The following is an 11,756-nucleotide window of genomic DNA, read 5'->3' on the forward strand; positions in this document are numbered from 1 at the left end:
GGGCGGGCCCGTCCCGCCCTTGGCCACCCGCCTGTGGCAAGGGCGCGGGCGGCCCCGCACCGCGCGGTGACCGGCTATGTACGCCCCGGGCAAGCGCGCCGACCCGGCATCAGGCATCGTGTCCTTGACCACCCCCCCAGGAGGCCAACAAGGAGCGAAGACCTGTGGCGTCGGACCCACACGTATCGGAGCAGACAGGCGGACCCGAGGACCGCAAGCCCCTGTCGGACGAGGCGCACTCCGCCTTCACCCCGCCGCTCGGCGTCCCCTTGCCCCCTCCACCCGAGGAGGAGCACCCCACCTCCGAGTTCGCCCTCCCCACCGGTCTGCGTCCGGAGGCGCCGACCGAGCCGGAGGGATCCGCTTTCGCGCCGCCCGGCAGCACCACCGGGCAGACCCCGCTGCCCGCCCCCGTCGGCGCCACCGCCCTCGGTCTGGCGTTCACCCCGCCGCACGGGATACCCGCGGTCAGCCTCACCAAGGAAGCCCCTTGGCAGGACCGGATGCGGACCATGCTGCGCATGCCGATCCACGAGCGCCCGGTCCCCGAACGCCTGGAGCGCGGCGACGAGGAGACCGGCCCGGCCGTCCCCCGCGTACTCGACCTGACGCTGCGTATCGGCGAGATCCTGCTGGCCGGCGGCGAGGGCGCGGAGGACGTCGAGGCCGCCATGTTCGGTGTCGCGCACGCCTACGGGCTGGAGCGGGTCGAGCCGACCGTCACCTTCACCCTGCTGTCGATCTCGTACCAGCCCTCACTGGTCGACGACCCGGTCACGGCCAGCCGGACGGTGCGCCGCCGCGGCGTCGACTACACCCGGCTGTCCGCGGTCTTCCGGCTCGTCGACGACATCACCTCCGAGGGCATCACCCTCGAAGAGGCCTACCGCGGCCTCGCCGAGATCCGCCGTAACCGCCACCCCTATCCGAGCTGGGCGCTGACGGTGGCCTCCGGCCTGCTGTCCGGCGCCGCGTCCATGCTGGTCGGCGGTACGGCGCTGGTGTTCCTCGCGGCCGCGGTGGGCTCGATGCTCGGCGACCGGCTGGCCTGGCTCGCGTCCGGGCGCGGGCTGCCGGAGTTCTACCAGTTCGTGGTCGCGGCGATGCCGCCGGCCGCCGTGGGCGTCGCCTTCGGCCTGGCCCACGCCAACGTGCAGGCGTCCGCGGTCATCACCGGTGGGCTGTTCGCCCTGATCCCGGGGCGGGCGCTGGTCGCCGGCGTCCACGACGGGCTGACCGGCTATTACATCACCGCCGCCGCCCGCCTGCTGGAGGTCGGCTACCTCATCGTCGGCATCGTCGTCGGCGTGCTCAGCGTGCTCTACATCGGCCTGCAGCTGAACCCGGGACTCAAGCGGATCGACCCCGAGCAGGCACTGGGCATCTACAACGAGCCGCTGGTGCAGATCATCGCGTCGATGCTGCTGGCGCTGGCGTTCTGCGTGCTGCTTCAGCAGGAACGTTCCACTGTCGCCTTCGCGACCCTCAACGGCGGCGTCGCCTGGGTGGTCTACGGCGCCCTGGTCTACGTCGCCGGCATCAATCCGGTGCCCGCCACCGCCATCGCGGCCGGACTGGTCGGCCTCTTCGGCCAGTTGCTCTCCCGCTACCGCTATGCGTCCGCGCTGCCGTACGTCACCGCCGCCATCGGCCCGCTGCTGCCCGGTAGCGCCACGTACTTCGGCCTGCTCAACTTCGCCCAGGGGCACCTGCCGCAGGGCCTGACGTCCCTGGTCCAGGCCGCCTCGCTGGCGCTGGCCATCGCCGTGGGGGTCAACCTCGGCGCCGAGGTCGCCCGGCTGTTCCTGCGCGCACCCTCCATCCAGGAGGAGGCCGGCGGCCGCCGCGCGGCCAAGCGCACCCGCGGGTTCTAGAACGCGCCTCTCACGCACGACGGGCGGCAACCCGACTGGGTGCCGCCCGTTCGCGTAGGAAAATCAGCGCGTCAGTGCGCGCCGCCCTGCGCCTCGAGGCGCTTGAAGGAGGCCTCGATCTCGGCCTCGGCCTCGGCGCGGCCGACCCAGTTGGCGCCCTCGACGGACTTGCCGGGCTCCAGGTCCTTGTAGACCTCGAAGAAGTGCTGGATCTCCAGGCGGTCGAACTCCGACACGTGGTGGATGTCGCGCAGGTGCTCCACCCGCGGGTCGGACGCCGGGACGCACAGCAGCTTGTCGTCGCCGCCGGCCTCGTCCGTCATACGGAACATGCCGATGGCGCGGCACTTGATGAGGCAGCCGGGGAAGGTCGGCTCGTCCAGGATGACGAGGGCGTCCAGCGGGTCGCCGTCCTCGCCCAGGGTGTTCTCGACAAAGCCGTAGTCGGCCGGGTAGCTGGTCGAGGTGAAGAGTCGACGGTCCAGGCGGATCCGACCGGTCTCGTGGTCCACCTCGTACTTGTTCCGCGAACCCTTCGGGATCTCGATGGTGACGTCGAACTCCACGGGTGGCTCCTCCATGATCAACACATACGTCTGGTGATTAAGTGTCCCCCACGCAGGTGTGTGGTGGCGAAAGGGGCTGGTCCGAGGTGCCGGAGACCAGAACGTGGCAGGTCAGATGGCAGTCGGTGCAGCGCTCCGCGCGGGCGGCGACCCGCGCGGCGGGACAGCGCGCACAGGCGGCGGCCGACGCCGCGCGGCAGGCCTGGCAGGCCATACCGCGCCACACCCAGCAAACCTGGCAGCTGACGGCGGTCTCCGCAGCCACCGGGCTGGCGGTCGCGATCGCCGCGGTGGCGGCGGCCGGCCCGTGGGACTCCGGTCAGCGTACGGCCGAGCGCGCGGAGGCGGCCGTGATGGACGGTGCCAGTGGCGAGCATCACGCCGCGGACCCCGGTGCCCGGCCCAGCGCACCGCCGGTGCTGCCCGCACTCGGCGCCCCCACGCACGGCGCCGCGGGCGGCCGCGGCGCCGCCCCCGTCCCCACGAGCGAGGGGCTGGGCGACGCCCTCGACCCGCTGCTGGAGGACCCGGCACTGGGCACGCTGCGCACCGCCTCCGTCCTCGACGTGGCCGCCGGCCGCGAGGTCTACGGCGCCGGCCAGACCAAGGCCGCCACCCCGGCGTCCACCGTCAAGATCGCCACAGCGGTCGCCGCCCTGGCCACCCGCGGCCCCGATCACCGCATCGACACCACCGTCGTCATGGGCGGCAGGAACCGCATCGTGCTGGTGGGCGGCGGCGACCCCACCCTCACCGCCCGCGCCCCCCGGCAGAACGCCGCCGATCAGCCCGCGAACCTGCGGACCCTCGCCGACGCCACCGCCCGTGCCCTCCAGCGCCGCCATCTGACCAAGATCAGCCTCGGCTACGACACCTCCGCCTACTCAGGCCCCGTCGAGCACCCCATCGGCCCCAACGAGAACCTCGCCCCGGTCACCGCGCTGATGGCCGACGAGGCCCGCCTGGACGACAGCGAGCACGGCCCCGCACCACGGGAGGCGGACCCGGCCGAGGCCGCCGCCCGCACCTTCGCCGACCTCCTCCACCAGCGCGGCATCTCCGTCGACGGCGAGCCCTCCGCCGCCAAGGCCCCCGCACGCCCCGACCGCCTCGCCGCCGTCCACTCCCTGCCGCTCTCCGCCCTCGTGGAGCGGATGCTCACCTACTCCGACAACGACATCGCCGAGGCCCTGGCCCGCCAGGCCGCCATCGGCTCCCGCCAGCCGGCCAGCTTCGCCGGCGCCGGCAAGGCCGTACGCACCGCACTGGCCCGCCTCCGCCTCCCCCTCTCCGGCGCCGTCTTCGCCGACGGCAGCGGCCTGGACCGCGCCGACAGGGTCAGCGCCGGTCTGCTCTCCCGCCTCCTGCTGGCGGCCTCCGCCCCCGACCACTCCGCCCTGCGCCCGGTGGTCACCGGCCTGCCGGTGGCCGCGTTCACCGGCACCCTCAGCAACCGCTACGCGGGCCAGAGCGCCGGCGCCGGCGCCGTACGCGCCAAGACGGGCACCCTCACCGGAGTGAACACCCTCGCCGGCACCGTCGTCGACGCCGACGGCCGCCTCCTGGTCTTCGCCTTCATGACCACCGGCACGACGGACGCGCAGGGCGCGCAGCGGGCCCTGGACAACTTGGCATCGGCGGTGGCCAATTGCGGATGCCGCTGACGCTTGGGCCTGGCTTCCCACGTTGTCGGCTTTCCCGCCGTGGTGGGTTTTCGCCGTTGCGCCTGGCGGCGGGCGGTTGTTTGTCGGCTGCGGTGACAGCCCTACGGACTCCGTCCTACGGTCTGTCCCCTCCCGTGAGTGGGTGGAAGAGCGGTCGGCGGGGGCGGGCCCTGTCCGTCGACTGCCGGCACACGAAGGCTGACGTTCACCCCTACCGGTCTCCTCTCCCCCTCCCACGGGAGGGGACAGACCGCAGGACGGAGTCCGGAGGGGCGCACCCGCTGCCGAAAACGCCCCGCGCAGCGGCACCAGCCCGCCGCAGGCGCAACGGCGAGAAGCCAGACGGGTCGGCCGCAGCAAAGCGCAGCGAAAGGGCCGCCAGGCGCCACGGCGACAAACCCCACGGCGGGAAAGCCGAAAACGTGGGAAGCCGCCCAGCGCAGCGGATGGGTACCAGCCGTCCCCGCAGCCCCGTACGGTGAACTCATGACGAGCATCGGTGGAGCCGAGATGGTCGACTGGAATCTCGCGGTGGCGACCGCGACCCGTTTCGTGCGGCCGGGCCCGGAGGTGAGCCGGGACGAGGCGCGGGCGATCGTCGCCGAGCTGCGCAAGCACGCCAAGGCCTCCGAGGCGCATGTGCGCGCCTTCACGCGGATGGCACAGCCCGACGCGACGGGCGAGACGCCCCATGACACACCGGTTCTGGTCGTGGACCGGCCCGGCTGGATCAGGGCCAACGTCGCGGGGTTCCGGGCCGTGCTCAAGCCGCTGCTGGCCAAGATGGAGGACCGTCGCTCGACGCTCCCCGGGGGCGCGGTGCTCGGTGCGGTCGGCGGCAAGGTGACCGGCGTGGAGCTGGGCATGCTGCTGTCGTTCCTGGCGTCGCGGGTCCTCGGCCAGTACGAGACGTTCGCGCCGGCCTCCCGGAGCCTGCCGGCCGCGGCCCAGGGCGGCAGGCTGCTGCTCGTGGCGCCGAACATCGTCCATGTGGAGCGTGAGCTGGAGGTCGAACCGCACGACTTCCGGCTGTGGGTGTGCCTCCACGAGGAGACCCACCGCACCCAGTTCACCGCCGTCCCGTGGTTGCGCGACCACATCGAGGGCGAGATCCAGTCGTTCCTCGGTGAGACCGACATCGATCCGGGCACCCTCCTGGAGCGGCTGCGCGAGGCCGCCCAGTCGCTGGCCGGCGCCAAGCCCGAGGGTGAGCAGGGCGACGAGGGCCACTCGCTCGTCGATCTCGTGCAGACACCCGCGCAGCGCGAGATCCTCGGGCGGTTGACGGCGGTGATGTCCCTTCTGGAGGGGCACGCGGATTATGTGATGGATGGCGTGGGGCCCGATGTCGTGCCGTCGGTCGCCGAGATCCGGGAGAAGTTCCAAAAGCGGCGGGCCAGCGGTGCCGGCCGGCTAGACCTGGCGCTGCGTAAACTGCTCGGTCTGGACGCCAAGCTGCGGCAATACCGCGACGGCGAGCGCTTCGTGCGTGCGGTCGCGGAGGAGGTCGGCATGGACGGATTCAACCGGGTCTGGACATCGCCGAACACGCTCCCCACCAAACAAGAGATCGCCAAACCGGCGGACTGGATCGCGCGGGTGCACCGCAAGGCGGACGGGGCACCGTAGAGGAACGTTGTGAGCTGGGCACGCCGCGTGGCAGAAGAGCGCCCCTTCAATCACCCGTCTGAGGGACCGTTGGCGATGGATAGGCGTGCAATGCTCGGGGAACCGCTCGCCTCTGTCACCATCTAGGCACTCTGTGTGACGAAAACGCCCTCACCGGCTGAGGCTCCCCAGCTGAACGATTGGAAACGGACATGGGTCCCCATCCAGCGGTCGCCGCGATACGCCTGGCGGTCCGCCGCGTACTCCACGACGTGCTCACCCACCACTGCGCACAGGACCGGCACGAGCCCCCGCTCGTGCTCGCCGCGTGCTCCGGCGGCGCCGATTCGATGGCGCTCGCCTCCGCTCTCGCTTTCGAGGCGCCCAAGCTGGGCGTCCGCGCCGGGGGCGTCACCATCGACCACGGCCTCCAGGAGGGCTCCGACCTCCGCGCCGCCGAGGTCGCCCTGCGGATGCGGGCCCTGCGGCTCGACCCCGTAGAGGTCGTCGCCGTCACCGTGGGCCGCGAGGGCGGCCCCGAGGCCGCCGCCCGGGATGCCCGCTACGCCGCCCTCGACGCCACCGCCGAGCGCCTCGGCGCCGCCGCGATCCTCCTCGGCCACACCCGCGACGACCAGGCCGAGACGGTGCTCCTCGGCCTCGCCCGCGGCTCCGGCACCCGCTCGCTCTCCGGGATGGCCGCGAGCTCCGGGACGGGCGGGCGCTACCGTCGCCCCTTCCTGGACGTGGACCGCCAGACCGCCCGCAAGGCCTGCCTGATCCAGTCGCTGCCCGTCTGGGACGACCCGCACAACACCGATCCCGCCTACACCCGCTCACGGCTGCGCCACGAAGGGCTGCCCGCCCTGGAGAAGGCGCTCGGCAAGGGCGTCGTCGAGGCGCTGGCCCGTACCGCCCAGCTCTCCCGCGACGACGCCGACGCGCTGGACGCCTGGGCCGCCGCGGCCGAGGGCACGGTGCTCGACGACTCCGGCACCCTCGACGTCGCCGCCCTGTTCGCCCTGCCGCCCGCGGTCCGCCGCCGGGTGCTGCGCCGGGCGGTCATCGCCGCCGGTTCCCCGGCCGGTTCGCTCTTCGCCCGCCACATCGAGGAAGTGGACCGGCTGATCACCGCCTGGCGGGGGCAGGGGGCCATCAACCTCCCCGGGCGCGTGGGTGTCCGCCGGCAGGGTGGCAGACTGGTCATCCGGCAGGGCTGAGCCGCAGACGCTGCCCGGCCTGTGAAGTCCCACGACTTCTGCAGTCTCACGACTGGCGTGAACACCGAACCGAGCGAGAGTGGCACGGGTGGACGACAAGGACATGGGCGCCGACCTTCAGTCGGTACTCATCACCAAGGAAGAGATCGACGCGAAGCTGGCGGAGCTGGCTGCGAAGATCGACGCGGAGTACGCGGGCAAGGACCTGCTCATCGTCGGTGTCCTCAAGGGCGCCGTGATGGTGATGGCGGACCTGGCGCGTGCGCTGTCCACCCCCGTCACGATGGACTGGATGGCCGTGTCCTCCTACGGCGCGGGCACCCAGTCCTCCGGTGTGGTCCGCATCCTCAAGGACCTGGACACCGACATCAAGGGCAAGCACGTCCTGATCGTCGAGGACATCATCGACTCCGGCCTGACGCTGTCGTGGCTGCTGTCCAACCTGGGCTCGCGCGAGCCCGCCTCCCTGGAGGTGTGCACGCTGCTGCGCAAGCCGGACGCGGCGAAGGTCGCCATCGACGTGAAGTGGATCGGCTTCGACATCCCCAACGAGTTCGTCGTCGGCTACGGCCTGGACTTCGCGGAGAAGTACCGCAATCTGCCCTTCGTCGGCACCCTCGCCCCGCACGTATACGGCGGCTGAGGCCGTCACTTCCGACCGGCGGGAACCCTTTCGGGTCTCCCGCCGTTGGAGCAGGGTGAGCGGAATCCTCGGCTGCATGTTCACTCCCGGCGCAGGCGCCGGGTGACAATGCTGGGGTACCGTCCGAAGGCAGTTCTTTTTCGGGCCAGTAATACACCGTACGCACGACCAGCCCTCAGAGGGCGTTGTGCCTCACTGTGGCAGGAGGGACGGGGCCGCTAACGGCTCCGTATGGATGGACGTGAAGCGATACTTCCGTGGGCCGGTCATGTGGATCGTGCTGGCCGTCCTCGCCGTGGTCGTGTTGATGCAGGTCGTCGGCTCGTCCGGCGGCTACAAAACGGTGGACACCGGTCAGGTCGTCAAGGCGATCGCTGACAACAAGGTGAAGTCCGCCGAGCTGACGACCGGTGACGAGAACAAGATCAAGGTCGAGCTGTCCGGCTCCAACAAGGTCGACGGCTCCAACAAGATCCAGGCAAGCTACATCGGCGACCAGGGCGTCGATCTGGCGAAGAACCTGCAGGCCAAGTACCAGACCGGCGAAATCAAGGACGGGTACACCGTCTCCCCGTCGAAGCAGAACCCGTTCGTCGGTGTGCTGCTCTCGCTGCTCCCCTTCGTCCTCATCGTGGTCGTCTTCCTGTTCCTGATGAACCAGATGCAGGGCGGCGGCTCCCGGGTGATGAACTTCGGGAAGTCGAAGGCGAAGCTGATCACCAAGGACACCCCCAAGACGACGTTCGCGGACGTCGCCGGGTCGGACGAGGCCGTCGAGGAGCTCCACGAGATCAAGGAGTTCCTGCAGGAACCGGCCAAGTTCCAGGCCGTCGGCGCCAAGATCCCCAAGGGCGTGCTGCTGTACGGCCCGCCCGGAACGGGCAAGACGCTGCTGGCGCGCGCCGTCGCCGGCGAGGCGGGCGTCCCGTTCTACTCGATCTCCGGCTCCGACTTCGTCGAGATGTTCGTCGGTGTCGGTGCCTCCCGGGTCCGTGACCTCTTCGAGCAGGCCAAGGCGAACGCCCCGGCGATCGTCTTCGTCGACGAGATCGACGCCGTCGGCCGGCACCGCGGTGCGGGCCTGGGCGGTGGCCACGACGAGCGCGAGCAGACCCTCAACCAGCTCCTGGTCGAGATGGACGGCTTCGACGTCAAGGGCGGCGTCATCCTGATCGCCGCCACGAACCGTCCGGACATCCTCGACCCGGCGCTGCTGCGCCCCGGCCGCTTCGACCGGCAGATCGCCGTCGACCGCCCGGACCTGCAGGGCCGTCTGGAGATCCTCAAGGTCCACCAGAAGGGCAAGCCGGTCGCGCCGGACGTCGACCTCTCGGCCGTCGCCAAGCGCACCCCCGGCTTCACCGGTGCCGATCTGTCGAACGTCCTGAACGAGGCCGCGCTGCTGACGGCCCGGAGCGACGAGAAGCTGATCAACAACCACTTCCTGGACGAGGCGATCGACCGCGTCGTGGCCGGCCCGCAGAAGCGGACCCGGATCATGTCCGAGAAGGAGAAGAAGATCACCGCGTACCACGAGGGCGGACACGCCCTGGTCGCGGCGGCCTCACCGAACTCCGACCCGGTCCACAAGATCACGATCCTGTCCCGCGGCCGGGCCCTGGGCTACACCATGGTCCTGCCCGACGAGGACAAGTACTCCACCACCCGCAACGAGATGCTCGACCAGCTGGCGTACATGCTGGGCGGCCGCGCGGCGGAGGAGCTGGTCTTCCACGACCCGACCACCGGTGCCGCGAACGACATCGAGAAGGCCACGGCCACGGCCCGCGCGATGGTCACGCAGTACGGCATGACCGAGCGGCTCGGCGCGATCAAGTTCGGCACCGACAACTCCGAGCCCTTCCTGGGCCGTGAGATGGGTCACCAGCGCGACTACTCCGAGGAGGTCGCCGCGCTGGTCGACGAGGAAGTCAAGAAGCTGATCGAGACCGCGCACAACGAGGCGTGGGAGATCCTGGTCGAGAACCGCGACATCCTCGACAACCTCGTGCTGACGCTCCTGGAGAAGGAGACGCTCAACAAGGAGGAGATCGCCGAGCTCTTCAAGCACGTGGTCAAGCGCCCGGCCCGCCCGGCGTGGACCGGCTCGTCGCGTCGTACGCCCTCCAGCCGCCCGCCGGTGCTGTCGCCCAAGGAGCTGGCCCCGGCCAACGGCTCCGTGACGACGACGGCCACCGTCTCGACGGAGAAGGCGGAGGCTCCCGAGGAGCCGCGCACGGAGAGCTGATCTCTCCGGGCCACCCCGGCCCCCGGAATAGATGCCGTGCCCCTCAGGTTTAGCCTGGGGGGCGCGGCATTTCGCGATTCCACCCGCGCTGCTGAGCGGGCGCAGAAGGAACGAGGCACCACATGACCGACCCTGTGACGCTGGACGTCGACGGCAAGATCGGCACGTTCGACGAGAAGCGTGCGGAGAACGCCGTCCGCGAGCTGCTCATCGCGGTGGGCGAGGACCCGGACCGCGAGGGGCTGCTGGAGACGCCGGCGCGGGTGGCACGGGCGTACAAGGAGATCTTCGCCGGCCTGTGGCAGAAGCCGGAGGACGTGCTGACGACCACCTTCGACCTGGGCCATGACGAGATGGTGCTGGTCAAGGACATCGAGCTGGTCTCCAGCTGCGAGCACCACCTGGTGCCGTTCGTCGGCGTGGCGCATGTCGGCTACATCCCGTCCACCGACGGCAAGATCACCGGCCTGTCGAAGCTGGCCCGGCTGGTCGATGTGTTCGCCCGCCGTCCGCAGGTCCAGGAGCGGCTGACGACGCAGATCGCGGACTCGCTGATGGAGATCCTGGAGCCGCGCGGTGTGATCGTCGTCATCGAGTGCGAGCACATGTGCATGACAATGCGCGGGGTGCGGAAGCCGGGTGCCAAGACCACGACGTCGGCCGTGCGCGGCCAGCTGCGGGACGCGGCGACGCGGGCCGAGGCCATGAGCCTGATACTGGCGCGCTGACGCCCGGAGGAGGCTCCGTCGCGGCGGGGACGTGATCCGCCGCGACGGCCGTTGCCGTCAGGCCTTCAGACGGCTGCCCATCCACTCCAGGGCCGCCGGAATCTCGCGGCGCCAGGTGTTGAAGTTGTGGCCACCGCTGTCGAGGATGATCGACGAGATGCGGGTGGGCGACTTCGTCTCCTCGATGAAGCGCAGCGTGTGCCGGTAGTTGCTCTCGCCCTGCTTGCTGCTGGTGACCAGCAGGTTCACCGGCGGGGCGGGCATGTTGCGCTGCCGCCACAGCAGGTTGTTCTCCAGCTCCAGCCGCTTGCTGCCACCGAAGAGCGGGCCGGTGGTGGCGTCCAGCGGCGCCTTGTACGAGCCGGAGAGGGAGACCGCGGTGGAGTACGCCTCGGGGTGGCGCATGGTCATCTTCAGTGCGCAGTAGCCGCCGGTGGAGTCGCCCATGACTCCCCAGTTCTTGGCCTCGCGACCTATTCGGTAGTGCCCGGCGATATCCGCGCGCAGGTCCTTGGTGAAGAACGTCTCGGTCTGCGGGCCGTTCGGTATGTCGACGCACTCGGTGTCGCGGGGCGGCGCCACGGTCGGCCGCATCATCACCAGGACGGTCGGCTGCATCTTGCGCTGTTTGAGCAGCTCGTGCTGGGTCTGCGGGAAATGCAGCTTCTTGTACAGGGCCTCCGCCGTGCCGGGGTAGCCCGTGAGCACCAGCGCCGCCGGGAATTTCTTGTTCGCGTATTTCTTCTGGAAGTACTGCGGCGGCAGATACACGAATGCGGGGCTGGCGATCTTGGAATGCTCGCCCTGGATCAGCACCTTGTCGATCCGGCCGGCGGCCGCGGGCCGGGAGCCGTTCTGCACGCTGATGCGCTCGGTGCCCAGCATCCGCAGCTTGGTTCCGTTCGGCCCGGTCTGGTAGTTCGTGACCACGCCCGGCTCCTGCTCCTGGCCGAAGAGGTCGGCCCAGGACGCGTAGAAACCGAAGGATTGGTTGGCGGACAGGCCGACCGCGGCGAACACGGAGAGCTGGGTCGCCAGCAGGAGTCCGACGCGTCCCAGGACGGCGCGCCAGTTTCCCTTGGACAGGCGCGGCCAGAGCCAGATGGTGAGGATGAAAAGTGCCACCGCGACGAGGACGGCAAGAAGCAGCACTTTCTTGCTGGTGAGACCCATGAGGTGCTTTCTTCCGGGCGGCCGGGCCATCC

At 70.5% G+C, this 11,756-nt stretch carries 9 protein-coding genes; 7 read left to right on the plus strand and 2 right to left on the minus strand.

Annotated features, from left to right (window positions below):
- Positions 1–164 precede the first annotated feature (164 nt).
- Positions 165–1,874: a threonine/serine exporter ThrE family protein gene (locus ACFWZH_RS11215; protein ID WP_384428045.1), complete on the plus strand. Its 1,710-nt coding sequence runs from the start codon at positions 165–167 to the stop codon at positions 1,872–1,874.
- Between the two features lie 71 nt (positions 1,875–1,945).
- On the opposite strand, the gene ACFWZH_RS11220 is transcribed toward ACFWZH_RS11215, so the two are convergent.
- Entirely contained in the window at positions 1,946–2,440 is a 495-nt protein-coding gene (locus ACFWZH_RS11220; protein ID WP_017949744.1) for an inorganic diphosphatase, read from the minus strand.
- 86 nt (positions 2,441–2,526) lie between these two features.
- Between ACFWZH_RS11220 and dacB the strand changes: the two genes are divergently transcribed.
- The 6 genes from dacB to folE all read left to right on the plus strand — a co-directional run bounded on the left by dacB (position 2,527) and on the right by folE (position 10,551).
- The gene (dacB, locus tag ACFWZH_RS11225; protein ID WP_384428047.1) at positions 2,527–4,104 is read left to right on the plus strand and encodes a D-alanyl-D-alanine carboxypeptidase/D-alanyl-D-alanine-endopeptidase; all 1,578 of its coding nucleotides are present in this window, start codon (positions 2,527–2,529) and stop codon (positions 4,102–4,104) included.
- 486 nt (positions 4,105–4,590) lie between these two features.
- Entirely contained in the window at positions 4,591–5,733 is a 1,143-nt protein-coding gene (locus tag ACFWZH_RS11230; RefSeq protein ID WP_384428049.1) for a zinc-dependent metalloprotease, read from the plus strand.
- Between the two features lie 191 nt (positions 5,734–5,924).
- The gene (tilS, locus tag ACFWZH_RS11235; RefSeq protein WP_384428051.1) at positions 5,925–6,932 is read left to right on the plus strand and encodes a tRNA lysidine(34) synthetase TilS; all 1,008 of its coding nucleotides are present in this window, start codon (positions 5,925–5,927) and stop codon (positions 6,930–6,932) included.
- Between the two features lie 103 nt (positions 6,933–7,035).
- Complete coding sequence (hpt, locus tag ACFWZH_RS11240) at positions 7,036–7,575, plus strand: hypoxanthine phosphoribosyltransferase (RefSeq protein WP_384428194.1); 540 nt, start codon at positions 7,036–7,038, stop codon at positions 7,573–7,575.
- Positions 7,576–7,810: 235 nt separating this feature from the next.
- Positions 7,811–9,823, plus strand: a complete 2,013-nt coding sequence (gene ftsH / locus ACFWZH_RS11245) for an ATP-dependent zinc metalloprotease FtsH (protein ID WP_384428053.1) — start codon at positions 7,811–7,813, stop codon at positions 9,821–9,823.
- 122 nt (positions 9,824–9,945) lie between these two features.
- A complete protein-coding gene (gene folE / locus ACFWZH_RS11250) occupies positions 9,946–10,551 on the plus strand; it encodes a GTP cyclohydrolase I FolE (protein WP_384428055.1) in 606 nt (201 codons plus the stop codon).
- A gap of 57 nt (positions 10,552–10,608) precedes the next feature.
- Here folE and ACFWZH_RS11255 read toward each other — a convergent pair whose 3' ends face one another.
- Positions 10,609–11,724 (minus strand): alpha/beta hydrolase, encoded by a 1,116-nt coding sequence (locus ACFWZH_RS11255; RefSeq protein ID WP_384428057.1) that lies wholly within the window; start codon positions 11,722–11,724, stop codon positions 10,609–10,611.
- Positions 11,725–11,756 lie beyond the last annotated feature (32 nt).

It is taken from the genome of Streptomyces sp. NPDC059008 (assembly GCF_042749045.1).
GTDB lineage: Bacteria > Actinomycetota > Actinomycetes > Streptomycetales > Streptomycetaceae > Streptomyces.

What these genes read in the sequence shown, in the direction of transcription:
- ACFWZH_RS11230 (WP_384428049.1), top strand. Translation starts at nt 4,591, where the DNA reads ATGACGAGCATCGGTGGAGCCGAGATGGTCGACTGGAATCTCGCGGTG.
- tilS (WP_384428051.1), top strand. Translation starts at nt 5,925, where the DNA reads ATGGGTCCCCATCCAGCGGTCGCCGCGATACGCCTGGCGGTCCGCCGC.
- hpt (WP_384428194.1), top strand. Translation starts at nt 7,036, where the DNA reads ATGGGCGCCGACCTTCAGTCGGTACTCATCACCAAGGAAGAGATCGAC.
- ftsH (WP_384428053.1), top strand. Translation starts at nt 7,811, where the DNA reads ATGGACGTGAAGCGATACTTCCGTGGGCCGGTCATGTGGATCGTGCTG.
- folE (WP_384428055.1), top strand. Translation starts at nt 9,946, where the DNA reads ATGACCGACCCTGTGACGCTGGACGTCGACGGCAAGATCGGCACGTTC.
- ACFWZH_RS11255 (WP_384428057.1), bottom strand. Translation starts at nt 11,724, where the DNA reads ATGGGTCTCACCAGCAAGAAAGTGCTGCTTCTTGCCGTCCTCGTCGCG.